Here is an 18855-nt window from a genome sequence, read left to right on the forward strand (position 1 = left end):
CCCTGGCGCGGCGTCCTCGACGCCGCGCCAGGGGCGGGGGATCGTGGTGGTCATGTGGGGGTCTGCCTCTCTCGGAGCTGAGCCGGCGTGTGCCGCGTGGTGCGTCGTGCATGCCCGTGCGCTGGTGTGTGACATAGCACTGTGGGTGGTGGGTGGCGTGGGTGATCTTCCGCGGCGAGGGTCAGGGGTGCGTCCCCGGTTCCGGTGGCGGGGGTGCGGCCAGGACTCCGAGGGGGACGGGACGGGCCAGCGGCCGTCGGCCGGGGGTGAGGTCGCAGCCCGCGACCCCCGCGACACCCGGCTCGCACATCCGGCCCTGGCACCAGCCCATTCCGGCCCGTGTCAGCAGCTTCACGGTCCGCAGATCGCCCGCGCCCAGCGAGCCGACGGCCTCCCGGACGGCACCCGCCGTGACCTCCTCGCACCGGCACACCACCGTCGCGTCGGTGACGTTCTCCGCCCACCGCACGGGCGCCGCGTACGCCCGTTCCACCTCGGCGAAGAACGCCCGCAGCCGGGCACGGTTCCGGGCGGCCGGGGCCCAGGCGCGCGGGTCGGGCTCGGTGCCGTGCAGGCGTGCCGCGGCGGATCGGCCGGCGATGTGGCCCTCGGCGAGGGACAGGGCCGCGCCGCCGATGCCGGTGGCCTCCCCGGCCGCCCACACGCCCGGGACGTCGGTGCGCTGCTCGTCGTCGACGCGCACCCCGGCGCCGTCGAGGAGGCAGCCGAGTCCGTCCGCGAGGTCGGTGTGCGGCAGCAGGCCGTGTCCGACGGCGAGGGTGTCACAGGCCAGGCGCTGTGCGGTGCCGGGCACCGGGCGGCCTTCGGGGTCGAGTGCGGCGACGGTGACGGACTCCAGCCGGTCCCGTCCGTGAGCTTCGACAAGGCCCTGACGGACCATCACCGAGACCCGGCGACAGAGAAGTTGAGCGACGTATCCGGCCGCCTCGGCGAGTTTGCCGGGCTGAGCGGCCAGGGCACGTACGCCGCGTACCGCGTCCCTGGGGTTCGCGGACCGGCGTACGAGCGTGGTCGGGGCGGCCGACTCCACCAGGGCCGTGACGTGGGCGCCCGCCGCGGCGAGGCCCGTCGCCACGGGGAGCAGCAGCGGGCCGGTGCCGGCGACCACCACCGTGCGGCCGGGCAGCGTCAGCCCGCCCTTGAGCAGGGCCTGGGCGCCGCCCGCGGTGATCACACCGGGCAGGGTCCAGCCGGGGAACGGCCACACCTGCTCGTAGCCGCCGGTCGCCAGCACCACCCCGTCGGCACGGACCGCCGCCGGCTCACGCTGCTCCGAACCGAGCAGCGCGTGCACGACGAATCCCGCCGACTCCCTTTCCACGCACCAGATATGATGGTCACTCAGGCGGGTGACGCGGCCGGCTGTCACGTGGGCGGCGAGGCCGTCGCGCAGGCGTACCCAGGTTCGCCACTGGTGGTGGAGGGCCTGCGGACGACGGGCGCCCAGGCCGGGCGCGGGCTGCCGGTAGAACTGGCCACCCGGCTCCGCGGCGGAGTCGACGAGCACCACGCGCATTCCCCGCGCGGAGGCCGCCAGGGCGGCGGCGAGGCCCGCCGGACCGGCGCCGATCACCGCGAGCACCGGCCGCCGCTCAGTCATCGTGGCCCGTCCCTTCCTGCGTACGGATGTCGGTGCCCGGTGTGGCGGGGGTCAGGCAGGCGCGCAGGCCGGGGCGGCCGTCCACGGTCACCAGACAGTCGAAGCAGACGCCGATCCCGCAGAACACCCCGCGGGCGCGGCCCTCTTCACGGGTGGTGCGCCAGGCGACGACGCCCACCGCCCAGAGCGCGGCGGCCACCGTCTGCCCCGGCAGCGCCTCGATCTCCCGGCCGTCGAACGTGACGGTGAACGGTGGACCGGGGCGGGCCCCGGCCCGTTCCAGGGGGTTCACGGCGCGGCCTCCTCGGTGAAGCGGTCGGGGCGGAACGGGGCGAGGTCCAGGTCGGGCGCCTTGCCGGTCAGCGTCTGTGCGATCAGGAGCCCGGTGCCGGTCGCCAGCCCGATGCCCGCTCCCTCGTGTCCGCAGGCGTGGAAGAGGCCCGGCGCACGCGGGTCGGGACCGATCGCCGGCAGATGGTCGGGCAGGTAGGGGCGGAAGCCGGAATAGGCGCGTATCGCCCGGACGTGCTCCAGGAACGGGAACAGGCGGGTCGCCCCCGCCGCCAGCGCCCGGACGACGGGCAGGGAGAACGACCGGTCGAAGCCCACCCGTTCCCGGCTCGCACCGATCAGCACGGGCCCCGCCGCCGTTCCCTCGACGACCGGGGAGGTCTGCAGGCCGGCGGAGTCGCTGGCGACGTCGGCCACATAGTCGGCGGAGTACACCTTGTGCCGTACCCGGCGCGGCAACGGCTCGGTGACCAGCACGAATCCGCGGCGCGGCAGGACCGGCAGCGAGACTCCGGCGAGCGCGGCGACCTCCGCGCCCCAGGTTCCGGCCGCGTTCACCACGGCGGGCGCGAGGAGATCGCCGCGCTCGGTCCGTACGCCCCGTACGGCCCCGTCGGCGCCGCGCAGGACGCCGGTCACCGTACGGCCGGTCTCCACCCGGGCGCCCGAGGCGCGCAGCAGGTGCGCGGCGGCCAGGGTGGGCATGACCTGGGCGTCCTGGGGATACAGGACACCGCCCGCGAGGCCGGGCGCCAAGTACGGCTCCAGCTCGGGGAGTTGATCGGCGGTGACGGGGGCCGCGTCGACACCGGCGGCCCGCTGACCCGCCGCCAGCGCCGTGAGGGCGGTGAGTGCCTCCGGCGTGGAGGCGACGACGAGGCCGCCCTTGGGCTCGTACTCGATGGCACGGGCGAAGCCCCGGTCGGGTGGACGGCCCTCGTCCGGATGCCGGTCCTCGGTGATCTCGCGCCACAACCGGCTCGACAACAGGGCCAGTTCCAGCTCCGGGCCCGGTTCCTTGTCGGAGACGAGGAGGTTGCCCTCGCCCGCTCCCGTCGTGCCGCCCGCCACCGGACCACGGTCCACCACGACGACGTCCAGTCCGGCACGCACCGCGTACAGCGCGCAGGCGGCACCGATCATGCCGGCGCCGACGACCACGACGTCATAGGACGAGGAGGGTTGGTTGGCCACGGCAGTAATATGTCACATGGCGCTGGTGGAGGGAACACGCCGACGGAGCACTGCCGTTCGGCCGAGCGGTTGCCGGTTGCCGGTCGGGGATCGTCCGGTCGCCGTCGACCGTTCAGTCGAGGTTGCTCGGCGTCGGGGTCGGCGTACGGCCGGCCTGGACCTCCTTGAGCCGATCGGTGCCCTGCTCCACGGCCTTCTTGGTGGTGTCCTCGTCGGCGCCGTCGAGCCCGCCGTTGGTGATCGTGATCGCGTCGTTGCCGACGCGGACGACGGCGACGTCCAGGGTGAGCGTCACCGGATCGCCGTTGGTGGTGCCCTTCATGGTCACGGTGAGCCCCTGCCGGGCGTCGCCCTCCTTGGGCAGCGAGGCTTCGACGACCTGGACGGTACGGTCGCCGCTGTCCCCGCCGGTCAGGGTGAACTGGTCGCAGGTGTCCGGCAGCTTGGCCAGCCAGTCCATCGACTTGTCGAGCGCGGCCTTGTCGTAGGCGGCCACCTGGTAGAGCAGGCGGGACTGGCCCTCCTGGAACCCGTTTAGCGCCGACGCCCCGGACGGACTGCCGAGCAGTGTCTCGTCGTAGAGGGAGTCCACCAGGCGCTGACAGTCGGCCGCGTCGGCCTTTCCGGTGACGAACTGGGCCGTGTCGACCTCCCCGATGAGCAGCTTGTCGCGCCAGGACTCCGGGTCCTTGACCTGGACCCAGTCGTCCTCGATGTCCGCCGCGGTGATCAGCGCGTTGCGGGCGCCGGCCTCCGAGAGGGGCGCGGCGGGCGACGTGGTGGCGGTCGGCGAGGTGGCGCTCGCCGACGGCGTGGCGCTGACCGATCCGGTGGCGGTGGGGTACGGGGGCGTGGTCTGCGCGGCGAGGGGCCGCTCGGCGACCGCGGCGGCGGTCTCCGAGTCGGCCGCCGCACCGTCGTCGCCGCTGGAGCACGCCGCCGTGGCGAGCAGCGTGCCGGCGGCCATGGCGGCGGCCAGGACGCGGGCCGGGCGGGCCGGGCGGCTCCGACAGCCCGCCGCACGGCGTAGGGCGGCGACGGGCGTGGCCGCACGAAGGGCGGCCGGGTCGGGGACGACCGGCTCCGGGACGACCGGGCCCGGCGTGGCCTTGTCCGGTGCGGCCTGGTCCGGTGCGGCATTGTCCGGTGCGGCGGCAGCGGTATTCGCCGTGCGGGACGGGCGGCCGGTCGGGCGAGGGGTGATCACGTGTGCCTCCTGAGGACGGAACGGGCTCCCGGCGCACGTGTGCCCCGGGCGGCTCCCACTTGCCTCCCACCGCACCACCGGCCCGCCCAGGCGACCAGCGCAGCGGGTCATACGGGTGAGGGCACACGGCCCGCGCGGGGGCGTACCGCGGAAGCCTGCGGCAGGGTGCGGCGGAAGCCTGCGGCGAGCTGCTCGGCAAACCTTCGGCCGGGCGCCGGGCGCGCCCGCGGCGAGGTCCCTCCGAGGGCTCGGCCGAGCCGGCGGCGGGGCGAAAAGGCGAGGTGGCGAGGAGGGTCGCCGGGGCATCATGGCGACTCCCGCCGCGTTCCCGCGGCGTCGGCCGAGCCGTACCGGGGGAGCCCATGAGCGTCCAGAACATCCTGCTGTCCGGCGTCGTCGGCTCGACCGCCTACGGGCTCGCGCACGCCGGCTCCGACGTGGACCGGCTCGGCCTGTTCGCCGCGCCCACCGAGGAGTTGCACGGCCTGCACCCGCCGCAGGAGTCCCACGTCAGCACGGCACCCGACCGGACCCTGCACGAGGCCGCGAAGTGGTGCCGTCTCGCGCTCGGCGGCAACCCCACCGTCACCGAACTCGTCTGGCTGCCCGACGAGTTGTACGAGGTCCGCACCCCGCTCGGTGACGAACTCATGGACATCCGTACGACGTTCCTGAGCGCCCGGCGCGTCCGGGACGCCTACCTCGGCTACGCCACCCAGCAGTTCCGCAGACTGCTCGGCCGTGGCGACGGCTCCTTCTCCGCGGACACGCGCAAGCGGACCGCCAAGCACGCCCGGCACCTCAAGCGACTGTGCGGGCAGGGCTACGAGCTGTACACCACCGGGAAGTTGACCATCCGCGTCGACGACCCGGAGAGCTTCCACCGGTTCGGCGAGCAGGTGGCGGACGACCCCGAGACCGCCCTTCCCCTGCTGCGCCGGTACGAGACCGCGTTCGAGGAGGCGCGCAGCGTGCTGCCCGAGCAGCCCGACGAGAGGGCCGCCGACGGGTGGCTGCGCAAGGTGCGGCGGAACTTCTACCCGTCAGCGGGCCGCTCCTGAGAAACCGGTTCGACCGGTGATCGCGAGGGCGTTGGGAAAAACACGTGCGGCGCCCGCCCGTTCCTCCCTACACTCGGCCCATCGAACGCCGCCCACGAACAGGGCAGCGCCGCACCGCGACGAACGAGGGGAGCCCGGCCATGCGCGACCACACCGCTGCCGCCGCTCCCCGTTCCCGCTACGAGGTGATCCTCGTGTCCTCGTCCGTCCGGTGTCCGCGGCGCGGCCGACACCGGATGGTCTGACGAGACCCAGTCCCGCGACAGAGCTGCCCCGGCGACTTCCCGCCGGGGCCACGGCTCTGTCGTCATGCCGGCCGGCATCCGGCCGTCAAGTCGGCTGTCGTCCCGGCTGACATGCCGGTCGACGTTCCCTGTCGGCTGACGTCCGTCAGAAATCGCGCCGCCCCTTTCACGAGTCACACCCCGAAAGGCCACGGGCCGTGCGCAACAACCTCGACCGTCACCTCGCCGCCGTCCGCAACCTGGGCATCCTCGCCCACGTCGACGCGGGCAAGACCACCGTCACGGAGCGGATCCTGTTCGCCACCGGGACCACGCACAAGCGCGGCGAGGTCCACGACGGCACGACCGTCACCGACTTCGACCCCCAGGAGCGCGACCGTGGGATCACCATCTTCGCCGCGGCCGTCAGCTGCGACTGGGACGGCCACCGCATCAACCTGATCGACACCCCCGGGCACGTCGACTTCGCCGACGAGGTGGAACGCTCGCTGCGGGTGCTGGACGGGGCGGTGGCGGTGTTCGACGCCGTGGCGGGCGTCGAGCCGCAGAGCGAGTCCGTGTGGCGGCAGGCCGACCGGCACGGCGTGCCGAGGATCGCGTTCGTCAACAAGCTGGACCGGACGGGCGCCGACCTCGACGCGGCCGTGACGTCCATCCGGGAACGCCTGCACCCCGTCCCGCTCGTCGTCCAGCTTCCGATCGGCACCGAGGACGCCTTCGCCGGCGTCGTCGACCTGCTCCGGATGCGCGCGCTGACCTGGGACGACGGCGCCGAGACGGCCGTAGAAGGACCCGTGCCCGAAGAACTGCGTGAGGAGGCGCTGCGGCGCCGGCGGCTGCTGGAGGAAGCGGTGGCGGAACGGCATCCCGCCGCCCTGGAGGAGTTCTGCGACCGTGAGACGCTCTCGGCCGCGACGCTCGCCGGGGCCCTGCGCGACCTGACCCGCACCGGCGACGGTGTGGTCGTGCTGTGCGGCTCCGCCTACCGCAACCGTGGTATCGAGCCGCTGCTCGACGCCGTGGTCGCCTATCTGCCGTCGCCCCTGGACGTGCCGCCTGTATGCGGTATGCACAAGGGTGTCGACGAGCGACGGCCGGCCGACCCCGCCGCGCCGTTCGCGGCGCTCGCGTTCAAGGTCAACGCCACCCCCACCGGCAGGCTCACCTACCTGCGGGTCTACTCCGGAACGATCGAGAAGGGAGACGCGGTATGGGACGCGAGCGCCGGCCGCGGCGAGCGCGTCGGCCGGATCCTGCGGGTCCAGGCCGACCGGCACGCCCAGCTGGACCGCGCCGTCGCCGGGGACATCGTGGCCGTGATCGGGCTGAAGGCGGCCCGCGCGGGCTCGACCCTGTGCGCGCCGGACGCCCCGCTGGTCCTCGAACCGCCCGGGGTCGCCGACCCCGTCGTCTCCGTGGCGGTCGAGCCGCGGCGCGGCACCGACGCGGACCGGCTGGCCTCGGCCCTCGCCCGGCTCGCCGAGGAGGACCCGTCGCTCACGGTGCACACCGACGCCGAGACCGGCCAGACCGTGCTCTCGGGCATGGGTGAACTGCACCTGGAGGTCGCGGTGGAGAAGATCCGCCGCGCCCTGGGCCTGGAGGTCAACGTCGGCCGGCCGCGCGTCACCTATCGGGAGACGGTGGGCCGCGGCGTGTCCGCACTGGTCTTCCGGCACGTCAAACAGGACGGGGGCGCAGGACAGTTCGCGCATGTAGTGCTCGATGTGGAGCCGCTGGAGGGCGGGTTCGAGTTCCGGTCCGCCGTGGTCGGCGGACGGGTGCCGCAGGAGTACGTCCGTGCCGTCGAGGCCGGCTGCCGGGACGCCCTCGCCGAGGGCCCCCTCGGCGGGCACGCGGTGACCGGGCTGCGGGTGACGCTGACCGACGGGGCGACCCATGTGAAGGACTCCTCCGAGATGGCCTTCCGTACGGCGGGCCGGCTCGGTCTCCGCGAGGCCCTGCGGGCTTGCACGATGGTGTTGCTGGAACCGGTTGTGGAAGTCACGGTCACGGTGCCCGAGGACGCCGTGGGCGGGGTCCTCGGTGACCTCGCCGCCCGGCGCGGCCGGGTGACCGGTTCCGAGGTGCGCGGCGGCGCGGCCGTGGTGACCGCCACCGTGCCGCTCGCGGAACTGTTCGGCTACGCCACCCGGCTGCGCAGCCGCACCCAGGGCCGCGGCACCTTCACGGCCCGGCCGACGGGGTACGCCCCGGCGCCGGCGGCGCTGACGACGGCACCGTAGGACACATCGCGTACGCCCCGGAGGGAGCACCCTCCGGGGCGTACGCGCGACGGCGCCGTCGAAACGGGGCGCCGCCGAAGCGGGTGACGAAGACGCCGTCGAAACGGGGCGCCGCCGAAACGGGTGACGAAGACGCCGCCGAAACGGGGCGCCGCCGAAACGGGTGACGAAGACGCCGCCGAAACGGGGCGGCGTCGAAACGGGTGACGAAGACGCCGCCGAAACGGGGCGCCGCCGAAACGGGTGACGAAGACGCCGCCGAAACGGGGCGGCGTCGAAGCGGGTGACGAAGGCGCCGCCGAAGCGGTACGGGAAACCGGTGCCGCATACCGCAGCGAAGACGGTGCCGGTAACCGCCGTGAAGGTGGCTGCCGGAAACGGCAGAAAAGACGGTGCCGCAAACCGCCGCGAAGGTGGCTGCCGCAAACCCCGGCGAAGACGGTTCCCGGCAGCCGTGCCACGACCCGCCCCCGAGTTGCACGACCCTTGTCGAACCTTGTCGAAACTCTTGACGACGCTCGCTTCCGAGGTTTAAATCACGCTCTAAATTAAGCCTTGATGACAGACCGGGAGCCGACCCATGCGCACCATCCGAGCCGCGGCCGCAGGCGCCGTCGTGATGTCACTCGCCCTGGCCGTGACGGCCTGCGGCGGCGGATCGTCGACGGACGGGGGCGGGTCCGACGACTCGCCGAAGGAACTGACGTACTGGGCGTCGAACCAGGGCGCCAGCATCGAGATCGACAAGAAGGTCCTCCAGCCGGAACTCGACAAGTTCGAGAAGGAGACCGGGATCAAGGTGAAACTGGAGGTCGTGCCCTGGTCCGACCTGCTCAACCGGATCCTCACCGCCACCACCTCCGGGCAGGGCCCCGACGTCCTGAACATCGGCAACACCTGGTCGGCCTCGCTCCAGGCGACCGGCGGACTGCTGCCCTGGGACGACGCGAACTTCGCCAAGATCGGCGGCAAGGACCGGTTCGTGGAGTCGGCGCTCGGCTCCACGGGCACGCAGGGCCAGGACCCGGCCGCGGTGCCGCTGTACTCGATGGCGTACGCGCTCTACTACAACAAGCAACTCCTCGCCGACGCGGGGATATCCGGGCCCCCTGCCACCTGGGACCAGCTGGTCGCCGACGGCAAGAAGATCCAGGCCAAGGGCAAGCAGGTCCTGGGCGCCGAGGGGGCGAACGTCTCCGAGAACGTCCACCACGTCTTCACCTTCGCCAAGCAGCACGGCGTGGACTTCTTCACCGCCGACGGCAAGCCCGACTTCACCTCCGACGGCGCGGTGAGCGCGGTCAAGCAGTACGTCGACCTGATGGCGAAGGACAAGGCCATCCCGGAAGGCAACGCCGAGTACGCGCAGAACCAGTCCGTGAGCGACTTCGCCAAGGGCAGGACGGCGTTCCTGCTCTGGCAGTCGGCCTCCGCCAACCTCAAGTCCCAGGGCATGGACGAGGACAAGTACGGTATCGCTCCCGTGCCCGTGCGGTCCGGCACCCCCGGCACCGGCGCACAGGTCAACTCGATGGTCGCCGGCATCAACCTGGCCGTCTTCAAGAACACCGACAACCTCGACGGCGCCACGAAGTTCGTGAAGTTCATGACGAGCGACGAGGAGCAGAAGATCCTCAACAAGGCCTACAGCTCCATCCCGCCGGTCGCCGCCGCGCAGGCGGACCCGGCCTTCAACACCCCCGCCAACGCCGTCCTGAAGGACACCCTCGCCAAGAGCGCCGCCGCGCTCCCGCAGGTCGCCGACGAGTCGCAGTTCGAGACGGTGGTCGGTACGGCCGTGAAGGAGCTGTTCGCCGAAGCGGCCGCCGGACGGGCGGTGACCACCGAGTCGGTGAAGGCCCGCCTGGAGAAGGCCCAGCAGCAGATGCCGACGAAGTGAGCGTGATGACGACCACGGTCACCGAGCAGGCCGCCGTGCGCAAGGACTCTCCCGGGGAGGCGGACGGCCCCCGCCGCCGCCCTGGGCGGATCCGCCGTATCGGACTGCCCTACCTGCTGCTTCTGCCCGCCCTGATCCTCGAACTCCTCGTCCATCTGGTGCCGATGGTCATCGGCATCGTGATGAGCTTCAAGGAACTCACCCAGTTCTACATCCGCGACTGGGGCACCGCCCCCTGGGCCGGACTCGACAACTACGCGATGTCGGTGGACTTCAACGCCCCGGTCGGCGAAGCCCTGTTGCACTCGTTCCTCGTCACCGTCGCCTTCACCCTGCTGTCGGTGGGCCTGTGCTGGCTGATCGGCACGGCCGCGGCGATCTCCATGCAGGACACGTTCCGCGGTCGCGGCCTGCTGCGCGCGCTGTTCCTGGTGCCGTACGCCCTGCCGGTCTACGCGGCCGTCATCACCTGGGTGTTCATGTTCCAGCACGACAACGGCCTGGTGAACCACGTCCTGCACGATCAGCTGCACCTCACCGACAAGCCGTCGTTCTGGCTGATCGGCGACAACAGCTTCTACGCGTTGCTCACCGTTTCCGTGTGGAAGGGCTGGCCGTTCGCCTTCCTCATCGTCATGGCGGGCCTGCAGAACATTCCGCGCGAGCTGTACGAGGCGGCGGCCCTGGACGGTGCCGGCGTGTGGCAGCAGATCCGCCGGATCACCCTGCCGTCGCTGAGCGCGGTGAACCAGGTCCTGGTACTGGTGCTGTTCCTGTGGACGTTCAACGACTTCAACACGCCCTACGTCCTGTTCGGCAAGGCCGCTCCGGAGGCCGCCGACCTCGTCTCGGTCCACATCTACCAGGCTTCGTTCGTCACCTGGAACTTCGGCGCGGGTTCCGCCATGTCGGTCCTGTTGCTGCTGTTCCTGCTGATCGTGACCGGTGTATACCTCGCCGTCACCTCGCGCGGACGGAGGCCCGCCGATGCCTGACCTTCACCGGGCGACACCCCGCTCGCCCATGGCGCCGCCGCGTTCGTTCCTGTGGTTCCGGCGGATCTTCCTCACCCTGCTCAGCGGCTTCGTCCTGGTGCCGGTGTACGTGATGATCTCCAGTTCCCTCAAGCCCCTCGCGGACGTCTCGGGCACGTTCCGCTGGCTGCCCAGCGACCTGACGATACGGCCGTACATCGACATCTGGTCGACCGTGCCGCTCGCCCGCTACTTCGTGAACTCGCTGATCGTGGCGGGCGCGGCGACGGTCTGCTCGGTGGTGATCGCCGTGTTCAGCGCCTACGCGGTGAGCCGCTACGACTTCCGCGGAAAACGCACCTTCACGGTGACCGTCCTGTCCACGCAGATGTTCCCCGGCATCCTCTTCCTCCTCCCGCTGTTCCTCCTCTACGTCAACATCGGCAACGCCACCGGCATCGCCCTGTTCGGTTCGCGCGGCGGGCTGATCCTGACGTACCTCACCTTCTCCCTCCCCTTCTCCATCTGGATGCTCATCGGGTACTTCGACTCGGTGCCGCGCGACCTGGACGAGGCGGCACTGGTGGACGGCTGCGGCCCGCTCGGGGCGCTGTTCCGCATCGTCGTGCCGGCCGCGATCCCCGGCATCGTCGCCGTCTCCGTCTACTCCTTCATGACCGCCTGGGGCGAGGTGCTGTTCGCCTCCGTCATGACCAACGACACGACCCGCACCCTCGCCGTCGGACTCCAGGGCTACTCCACCCTCAACGACGTGTACTGGAACCAGATCATGGCCGCCTCGCTGGTCGTCAGCGTGCCCGTGGTGGCCGGCTTCCTCCTCCTGCAGCGCTACCTCGTGGCCGGTCTGACGGCGGGAGCGGTGAAGTGAACAACCTCCGTGACTGTGAAGGGACTTCTGTGACCATCGATTTCGCCGCACTCCCGCACGACTTTCTGTGGGGCACGGCCACCTCGGCCTACCAGATCGAGGGAGCCGTGGCGGAGGACGGCCGTTCGCCGTCGATCTGGGACACCTTCTCGCACACTCCGGGAAAGATCGCCGGCGACGACCACGGCGACATCGCCTGCGACCATTACCACCGCTGGCGCGAGGACATCGCCCTGATGCGCCGACTGGGCACGAACGCCTACCGGATGTCGATCGCCTGGCCGCGCGTGATGCCCGGCGGCGACGGCCCGGCCAACCCCAAGGGCCTCGCGTTCTACGACGAGTTGGTCGACACGTTGCTGGCCGCCGGCATCACCCCGTCCGTCACCCTCTACCACTGGGACCTGCCGCAGGTGCTCCAGGACCGCGGCGGCTGGCCCGAGCGCGACACCGCCGAGCACTTCGCCGCGTACGCGTCGGTGGTCGCAGCTCGGCTGGGCGACCGGGTCTCCCAGTGGACCACCCTCAACGAACCGCTGTGCTCGGCGTGGATCGGCCACCTCGAAGGCACGATGGCCCCCGGCCTGACCGACCTGACGGCCGCCGTGCGCGCTTCCTACCATCTGCTCCTCGGCCACGGTCTCGCCGTACAGGCGATCCGTGCGGCGGCGCCCGGCGCCGAGGTCGGCATCGTCAACAACCTCTCCACCGTCCACCCCGCGAGCGACCGGCCCGAGGACCTCGCCGCCGCCCGCCGGGTGGACGGCCACACCAACCGCTGGTGGCTCGACCCGGTCCACGGCCGCGGCTTCCCGGCCGACATGCGCGAGGTGTATGGCGTCGAACTCCCAGAGCGCGCAGGCGACTTGGAGGTCATCGCCGCGCCGCTCGACTGGCTGGGCCTGAACTACTACTTCCCGGCGACCGTCACCGACGATCCCCGAGGGCCCGCCCCGTACGCCCGTTCCGTACGCCGCGAAGGCGTCCCGCGCACCGGGATGGACTGGGAGGTCGACCCGAGCGGCATCGAGGCACTGCTGCTGCGCCTGACCGACGAGTACGGCGCCCGCCGCCTGTACGTCACGGAAAACGGTTCCGCCTATCCGGACGTCGTCCGCCCCGACGGCACCGTCGACGACCCCGAGCGCCAGGCCTACCTCACCGAGCACCTCGCTGCCTGCGCCTCCGCCGCCCGCAAGGGGGCCCCGCTCGCCGGATACTTCGCATGGTCGCTGCTGGACAACTTCGAGTGGGCGTACGGCTACGACAAGCGCTTCGGCCTGGTCCACGTCGACTACCGCACCCAGACCCGCACGATCAAGGGCACCGGACGCCACTACGCGGACCTCATCCGCAGACACCGGGAGGGAGTGGCGAAGGCCGCCTGACGGGGGGGCGGGGAGGGGGCGCGTGCGGGTGCGGTGTGCGTGCTGGTCCTGGTGCGCCGGGAGGCAGGGACCGTCGCCTCTGCGGCGGCACCGGTTACGGCTGACGAGTGCGTCCACCGCGGACCGCACGGCCTCTCCCCAGATCCGACTCCTGGCCGTTGACCTGGTCGCTCAACGCCCGTTGGGAACCGTGTCAGGCCGGCGAGCGAGCCCGTCTCACACGCCGGCCTGCACCAGGAACGGGCTCGGCTCGCCGGACCAGGAGACGTACAGGCCGTCGCGGGCCCGCGTGCAGGCGACAAACAGCAGGCAGCGTTCCGACATCAGGTCCGTCTCGTGCTGCTTGGCGTCCACGTCGGGCGGCGTGACCGCCTTCGGGAACGGCAGCGCGTCCTCGGTGACGCCGATGACCGCGACACAGCGGAACTCCAGCCCTTTGAACGAGTGCATGGTCCCGACCCGGACGGTCGTCACCTCCCCGGCGGCGTCCGCGGCACGCAGGGTGGCGGCGGGGATGCCGGCGTCCTTCAGGCGTGCCACCGCCTTCGCGCACGTCTTGTTGAACCGGGCACTGACCCCGATCTGCCCGGCGCCGATCCCCGCGTCCGTCCACGCCCGTACCTGGGTGACGAGCGCGTCCAGTTCGGCCTCCTCGGTCGCCGCGGCGTGCAGGGCGGGCCCGTCGCCGTGGAGGGCGGAACGGTAGCCGAGCAGGGTGTCGTTGCGCCCCTCGTCCTCCAGTTGGGCGATCGGGCGGCCGATCAGCAGTGCCGTGGACCAGCGCAGGATCTCCTGCGTGCTGCGGTAGTTCTTGCGCAGCTTCACCGACCGGCCGGTCACCTTGATACCGAGGGACTTGAGCGACACCTTCGAGTCGTAGATGCGCTGGTGCGGGTCCCCCGCGATGAACAGGTCGTCCGGGCGGGCGGGCACGGCCGCGCGGAGCAGCCGCCACTGCGCCGGGTGCAGGTCCTGGGCCTCGTCCACCACCACGTGCCGGTACTGCGGACCCTTCCCCTCCAATTGCCGGGCGGCCTGCGCGCACGTCTGGAGCCAGGTGCGGGCGCCGTCCGCCGCGAGGCCCGCCGTGAACCGCTCGATCGTCTCCCACACCAGGGGGCGTTCGGCGGCGGTGAGCCGGCTGCCGCGACCGCGTCGGTCCGCCGCCTCGTAGTCGGCCAGGGTGCGGATGTCCTGGGCGAGGACGATGTGCCGGTACTCCTGGGAGAGGAACTGCGCGCTGCCGGTGAATCCGGTCGCCTTGGCCGCCTTGCCCCAGCGGCTCTCCTCCTCGTTGTGCATCAACGGCCGCAGTGTCACCGCGCCGGGGGCCTCGGCGACGACCCGGCTCGCGAAGCCGTCCACCGTCGAGATGTCCACCCGCTCGCGCAGTTCCGCGTCCTCCACCAGGGATTCCAGTCCGGAGCGGAGCGCGTTGACGAGCGCGTTGGTGTACGTCGTGAGGAGGATGCGGTCCCCGTCACGCAGGTGCCCGAGCAGGTGCTTGACGCGGTGCAGCGCGACCACGGTCTTGCCGGTGCCGGGCCCGCCGGTGACCTGCGCCGGTCCCGAGTAGGAGGCCCGGTAGGCCACCTTCCGCTGGGAGGGGTGCAGGAAGATCCGCCAGGCCGCGAAGGGCTTCTCCAGGATGTCCCGCAGCTCTTCGGGGGCTGTGATGAGCGCGATGCGGGCGCGGGTGTGCCGGATCGCCGTCTCGTAGTCCTGCGTGTCGACGGGCTGTGCCGACGCCTGGAGGGCCGGCGCGACGATCTCCTGCCAGACCTCCTCGACGGTGCAGCCCGCCGCGAGGTACTGCAACACCTCCCGCTGGTCCTGAGGCAGCAGCGGCGCGAAGATCTCCAGTTGCTCCGTGTCGACGAGCGACCGGGCCTGCCGCAGGGTTTCGTCGTCGATGCCCAGCGCGCGGAGGTCTCCGTCGGAGAACGCCGCGAACAGCCGTGCCTTCGACGAGGTCCGCGCCACCTGTTCGTACGCCGGCGTGATCGCGTCCAGGGTCGCCGCGTCCCGGATCTCGACGGCCCGCGTCACCTCGTTGATGCTGGACTTCTGCTTCTTCGCCCAGGCGATGGCCTTGTCGTGAGCCATGACCCGCAGGAGGACGAAGGTGTCCCCGGTCGTCGGGGCGAGGACGACGCCGCGCCAGAACTGGTCGATGCGTATGGTCCGGATCTGCTTGTCGTTCGCGTGCGTCAGGCTCTCCAGTTTCAGCCCCGGATCCTTGAAGAGCTGATCGAGGGTGAGCCGGTCGAACTTCTCCCACGCTTCCAGGACGCCCTTCCTGACCGTGGGCTGGAGCTTGGGGAGTTCGGCGAAGAACGTGATGTCGAAGGCAAGCTGCGGCATGGGTGGATCCTATGGTCCGGACGGGCTGGGACGGGAAGGAAGGGCCAGGTCAGGTGGGCGATCCGGCGGGGCCACCGTCGAGATCCATGGGGCCACCGTCGAGATCCAGACGGATCACGGCCAGTGTCTCGGCCACTTCGGCCGTGAGCTCGTCGTCCGGTCCGAACACCATGCACAGGTCGGCGTGGAGCGGATCAAGGATGCCGTACGCGTCCACCGCCCGTCCCTGCGCGAGCAGCAACATGCCGATGTCGCGGCGCAGTTCGACCGCTTCCTCGCTCACGTCGCCGTCCACGGAGCGGACGACGTCGAGGACGCCGTGCAGCCCCGCCAGGGCCTCGGTGACCTGGCCGAGTTCGCCGCGGCAGCGGGCCGCCTGGGCGCGGCTGTCCCGGGCGTCCTCGCTGCTCGGGCCACTGACCCGCCCGTAGGCGTCGGCGAGCGCCTCGAACTCGGGCAGTGCGGCCCGGTGGTCGCCTGCCAGCTGACGGCTGAACGCCCGGCGCCGACGCAGTCCGAGCACCGCCTTGCTCTCCGAGCCGAGGGCCCGCGCGGCCGGCTCGATCATCTCGCCCACCACCTCGGCGGCCTGCGCGTACCGCTCCTCCTCCATCAACGCGGCGAAGTGCGCGTGCACTTCGAGGATCTGTTCCCGCAGTGCCTCCCGCTCGGCGGCGGGAACGGCCGCAGGCGCGTCGGCCCCGGCGGCGGGTGCGGCGCGCAGCGCGTTCGCCGCACCGGCGCGCGAGCGGGGCGCGTAGGGGCGGCGGAAGATGCCCGTCGGATCGGGCGCCCCGGCAGGCCCCGACTCGTCCGGCACGGCTTCCTCGCCGGGCGCGGGCAGGAAGGGCCGCAGCCGCTCGTACACCTCCTGCACGTCCGCGGGACGCGCCTCGGGTGCCTTGCGCAGCAGGTGCAGCACGAGTGCTTCGAGTTCCTCCGGGACGCCGGCCCGCAGTTGCCGCAACGGCGTCGGTGTCGCGTTGACGTGCTGCATCATCAGGTGGAACTCGCCGTCTCCGCTGAACAGCGGTCGCCCGCAGAGCAGTTCGTGCAGGACGCACCCCAGCGCGTACAGGTCGGTGCGCGGCGTGACCCGCCCGCCGCGCACCTGTTCCGGCGCCATGTACTGGTGCGTCCCGATGGGGCTGCCGGTCGCGGTCAGCCGCGTGACGTCCGTCTGCAGGATCGCCGCGATGCCGAAGTCCAGCACCTTCACGGTGCCGTCCCGCGCGACGAGGATGTTGCCCGGCTTCAGGTCCCGGTGCACCACGGGTACGTCGTGCGCGTACGACAGCACGGTCGCCACCTGCGCCGCCACCGCCACCGCCCAGCTCACGGGGAGGTCCTCGTCCGGGTGCACGTACGCGGTCAGCGGCACCCCGTCGACCAGCTCCATCACGAGGAACAGTTGCTCGTACGACTCGTCGAGCACGGCGTCGTACACCTGTGGTACGCCGGGGTGCTGGATCCGCGCGGTGATCCGTGCCTCGCGCTTGAACCGCTTCTCGAACTCCTCCGCCAGGTGCGGTGACGTCACGGCCTGGGGGCGGATCAGTTTCACGGCGACCGGCCGGTCCAGGACGGCGTCGTAACCCCGCCACACGTCCCCCATGCCACCCTGGCCGAACTGTTCGAGCAGCTCGTAGCGTCCCGCGATCCGCCGTCCGTCCGGCACCTGGCCCCCGCCCCGTGTTGTGGTCGGGGATCAGTTTCCCCGGTACGGGTCGGGCGCGTCCAGCCGGATCGCGGGCCATCTACGTCATGGCCTACGTCATCAGGTCAGGCCGGGCGTGACGCACTCCGCCCACACCGTCTTGCCCGGACCGCCCTCGGCGCGTGCGGCACAGCCCCACCGGTCGGCCAGCGCCTCGACGAGCAGCAGCCCGCGCCCGCCGTCTCCGCAGCCGTCCGTCGGCGCGCCGGAGGGGATGCGGGGGAGACGTTCACCGCGGGTGTCGCTCACTTCGACGCGTACGGTCGCGGCGGCCGGGTCGGCGGTGAGGAGGACGTGGAAGTCCCGGCCGGCCACATGCCCGTGCCGTACGGCGTTCGCGCACAGCTCCGCCACGACGAGCGTGACGGCGTCGTGCCGCTCGCTGCCGTACGGGATGCCCCAGTCGTCGAGCCGGTGTCCGCACAGTCGTCGGGCGAGGCGGGCGCCGCGGGGAGTGGAGCTGAAGCGCATCGCGAACCGGTGCGCTGTGACGGGTGGTTGTGTTGCGGTCATGCACTCACGGTCGCGCTTCGTGGCGTAGCGTGACCAGTGGTGACGCGCTGACGCCAATCCTTCGTACCTGGCGTGCGCGGGCGTTGTACGCATGCGTACGGCGGACGGACGGACTCGGGGGAAGGGCGGCAGGAACGGTGACGGTGACGGCGAGGGGCGAGGAGGCGGCGCAGCGGCCGGAGGACGAGGCGGGCACCGGCGTGGTGACCGCGTTCGGACGGCAGTTGAAGCTGCTCCGGGTGCAGGCGGGGCTGGAGCGGACCGAGTTCGGCAGGCGGGTCGGCTACTCGGCGGACACGGTGGCGTCGATCGAGCAGGGGAGGCGCATCCCGCAGGCCCGGTTCATCGAGCAGGCGGATGAGGTGCTGGGGGCTGGGGGGTTGTTGTTGGCTTTGAAGGAGGAGGTGGCCAAGGCTCAGTATCCGGCGTTCTTCCGGGACATGGCTCGCCTTGAAGCCAGGGCAGCCGCCCTCAACCTGTACGCGGTGTACGCGGTGCCTGGTCTGTTGCAGACCGAAGACTATGCGCGTGCCGTCTTCCACATGGAGCGGCCGCTGCTGGACGACGAAGTGATCGAGCAGCGACTTGAGGCGCGCATGGTGCGTCAGGCGATCTTCGGCCGACGCCCCGCTCCCCTGGTGAGCTTCGTCATCGAGGAGGCGGTGCTGCGCAGGCCGATCGGCGGTGCGAATGTCATGCGCGAGACGCTGGAACAAATCCTTCTCACCAGCCAGTCTAGAAGTGTGGAGGTGCAGGTCATGCCGATCGAACGTGAGGACAACGCCGCTTTGGGCGGCCCCTTCTCGTTGATCGATACCGACAAGGGCCAGCGTGTTGCGTACGCGGAAGTTCAGGATCACAGCCGTCTCTACACCGACGCCGGGTACGTGCGCACGCTTGAAGCCCGCTATGGCATCCTCCGATCACAGGCGCTGACACCGAGCGAGTCAGTGGCGTTCATCGAGAAACTGATGGGAGACACATGAGCGTGCAGCACAGCAAGACGGCTGTGCCCGAGGCCGCTTGGACAAAGAGCAGCTACAGCACGGGCAACGGTGGCGAATGCGTCGAGGTCGCCGCAGTCTCCGGAGCCGTCCTCGTCAGGGATTCGAAGCGGCCCGCAGTGGCCAGGCTGGCGTTCGGAACCGAAGCATGGGGCGGTTTCATGCGGATGGCCGCCGGACGCTGACTCGGCGGACGTACGACGAGCGGGGCCCGGTGCGCACGTCGCACCGGGCCCCGCTC

General features: G+C 71.5%; 15 protein-coding genes. 8 read left to right on the forward strand and 7 right to left on the reverse strand.

Features of this window, described 5'->3' with window-relative positions:
- Positions 1–181: 181 nt before the first annotated feature.
- From BZL64_RS18255 to BZL64_RS18270, 4 genes are all read right to left on the reverse strand, one after another.
- Positions 182–1621 carry an FAD/NAD(P)-dependent oxidoreductase gene (locus tag BZL64_RS18255; RefSeq protein WP_086770260.1) on the reverse strand — a complete coding sequence of 480 codons (1440 nt, stop codon included), beginning with the start codon at positions 1619–1621 and terminating at the stop codon, positions 182–184.
- Positions 1614–1913, reverse strand: a complete 300-nt coding sequence (locus BZL64_RS18260) for a (2Fe-2S)-binding protein (RefSeq protein WP_086770261.1) — start codon at positions 1911–1913, stop codon at positions 1614–1616. The genes BZL64_RS18255 and BZL64_RS18260 overlap by 8 nt, the downstream gene beginning before the upstream one ends.
- The gene (locus tag BZL64_RS18265; protein WP_244205385.1) at positions 1910–3055 is read right to left on the reverse strand and encodes an NAD(P)/FAD-dependent oxidoreductase; all 1146 of its coding nucleotides are present in this window, start codon (positions 3053–3055) and stop codon (positions 1910–1912) included. Before BZL64_RS18265 ends, BZL64_RS18260 begins: the two co-directional genes overlap by 4 nt.
- A gap of 163 nt (positions 3056–3218) precedes the next feature.
- The gene (locus BZL64_RS18270) at positions 3219–4073 is read right to left on the reverse strand and encodes a hypothetical protein (protein ID WP_244205386.1); all 855 of its coding nucleotides are present in this window, start codon (positions 4071–4073) and stop codon (positions 3219–3221) included.
- 602 nt (positions 4074–4675) lie between these two features.
- Between BZL64_RS18270 and BZL64_RS18275 the strand changes: the two genes are divergently transcribed.
- The 6 genes from BZL64_RS18275 to BZL64_RS18300 all read left to right on the forward strand — a co-directional run bounded on the left by BZL64_RS18275 (position 4676) and on the right by BZL64_RS18300 (position 13016).
- Complete coding sequence (locus BZL64_RS18275) at positions 4676–5374, forward strand: nucleotidyltransferase domain-containing protein (protein WP_086770263.1); 699 nt, start codon at positions 4676–4678, stop codon at positions 5372–5374.
- Positions 5375–5816: 442 nt separating this feature from the next.
- Positions 5817–7865 (forward strand): elongation factor G, encoded by a 2049-nt coding sequence (fusA, locus tag BZL64_RS18280; protein WP_086770264.1) that lies wholly within the window; start codon positions 5817–5819, stop codon positions 7863–7865.
- A gap of 580 nt (positions 7866–8445) precedes the next feature.
- Complete coding sequence (locus BZL64_RS18285) at positions 8446–9765, forward strand: ABC transporter substrate-binding protein (RefSeq protein WP_086770265.1); 1320 nt, start codon at positions 8446–8448, stop codon at positions 9763–9765.
- A gap of 5 nt (positions 9766–9770) precedes the next feature.
- On the forward strand, positions 9771–10760 hold the full coding sequence (locus BZL64_RS18290; RefSeq protein WP_086770276.1) for a carbohydrate ABC transporter permease: 990 nt from the start codon (positions 9771–9773) through the stop codon (positions 10758–10760).
- A 28-nt stretch (positions 10761–10788) separates the two neighbouring features.
- Positions 10789–11628, forward strand: a complete 840-nt coding sequence (locus BZL64_RS18295) for a carbohydrate ABC transporter permease (protein WP_086770266.1) — start codon at positions 10789–10791, stop codon at positions 11626–11628.
- A 29-nt stretch (positions 11629–11657) separates the two neighbouring features.
- Positions 11658–13016, forward strand: a complete 1359-nt coding sequence (locus BZL64_RS18300) for a GH1 family beta-glucosidase (protein ID WP_086770267.1) — start codon at positions 11658–11660, stop codon at positions 13014–13016.
- Positions 13017–13232: 216 nt separating this feature from the next.
- Here BZL64_RS18300 and BZL64_RS18305 read toward each other — a convergent pair whose 3' ends face one another.
- From BZL64_RS18305 to BZL64_RS18315, 3 genes are all read right to left on the reverse strand, one after another.
- Entirely contained in the window at positions 13233–15380 is a 2148-nt protein-coding gene (locus tag BZL64_RS18305; protein WP_086770268.1) for a UvrD-helicase domain-containing protein, read from the reverse strand.
- Between the two features lie 49 nt (positions 15381–15429).
- Positions 15430–17058: a serine/threonine-protein kinase gene (locus BZL64_RS18310; protein WP_086770269.1), complete on the reverse strand. Its 1629-nt coding sequence runs from the start codon at positions 17056–17058 to the stop codon at positions 15430–15432.
- Between the two features lie 99 nt (positions 17059–17157).
- Positions 17158–17610 carry an ATP-binding protein gene (locus tag BZL64_RS18315; protein ID WP_086770270.1) on the reverse strand — a complete coding sequence of 151 codons (453 nt, stop codon included), beginning with the start codon at positions 17608–17610 and terminating at the stop codon, positions 17158–17160.
- Positions 17611–17747: 137 nt separating this feature from the next.
- On the opposite strand from BZL64_RS18315, the gene BZL64_RS18320 reads away from it, so the two are divergent.
- Complete coding sequence (locus BZL64_RS18320; RefSeq protein ID WP_086770271.1) at positions 17748–18596, forward strand: helix-turn-helix domain-containing protein; 849 nt, start codon at positions 17748–17750, stop codon at positions 18594–18596.
- Complete coding sequence (locus tag BZL64_RS18325) at positions 18593–18799, forward strand: DUF397 domain-containing protein (RefSeq protein ID WP_073494491.1); 207 nt, start codon at positions 18593–18595, stop codon at positions 18797–18799. The genes BZL64_RS18320 and BZL64_RS18325 overlap by 4 nt, the downstream gene beginning before the upstream one ends.
- Positions 18800–18855: the final 56 nt, after the last annotated feature.

The organism is Streptomyces bobili (genome assembly GCF_002154575.1).
Classification (GTDB): Bacteria; Actinomycetota; Actinomycetes; order Streptomycetales; family Streptomycetaceae; genus Streptomyces; species Streptomyces bobili.

Excerpts from the sequence above, each read along its gene's own strand:
- BZL64_RS18255 (WP_086770260.1), bottom strand. The coding sequence starts at position 1,621 with ATGACTGAGCGGCGGCCGGTGCTCGCGGTGATCGGCGCCGGTCCGGCG.
- BZL64_RS18265 (WP_244205385.1), bottom strand. The coding sequence starts at position 3,055 with ATGATCGGTGCCGCCTGCGCGCTGTACGCGGTGCGTGCCGGACTGGAC.
- BZL64_RS18270 (WP_244205386.1), bottom strand. The coding sequence starts at position 4,073 with ATGGCCGCCGGCACGCTGCTCGCCACGGCGGCGTGCTCCAGCGGCGAC.
- BZL64_RS18275 (WP_086770263.1), top strand. The coding sequence starts at position 4,676 with ATGAGCGTCCAGAACATCCTGCTGTCCGGCGTCGTCGGCTCGACCGCC.
- BZL64_RS18285 (WP_086770265.1), top strand. The coding sequence starts at position 8,446 with ATGCGCACCATCCGAGCCGCGGCCGCAGGCGCCGTCGTGATGTCACTC.
- BZL64_RS18290 (WP_086770276.1), top strand. The coding sequence starts at position 9,771 with ATGACGACCACGGTCACCGAGCAGGCCGCCGTGCGCAAGGACTCTCCC.
- BZL64_RS18295 (WP_086770266.1), top strand. The coding sequence starts at position 10,789 with ATGGCGCCGCCGCGTTCGTTCCTGTGGTTCCGGCGGATCTTCCTCACC.
- BZL64_RS18305 (WP_086770268.1), bottom strand. The coding sequence starts at position 15,380 with ATGCCGCAGCTTGCCTTCGACATCACGTTCTTCGCCGAACTCCCCAAG.
- BZL64_RS18315 (WP_086770270.1), bottom strand. The coding sequence starts at position 17,610 with ATGACCGCAACACAACCACCCGTCACAGCGCACCGGTTCGCGATGCGC.
- BZL64_RS18325 (WP_073494491.1), top strand. The coding sequence starts at position 18,593 with ATGAGCGTGCAGCACAGCAAGACGGCTGTGCCCGAGGCCGCTTGGACA.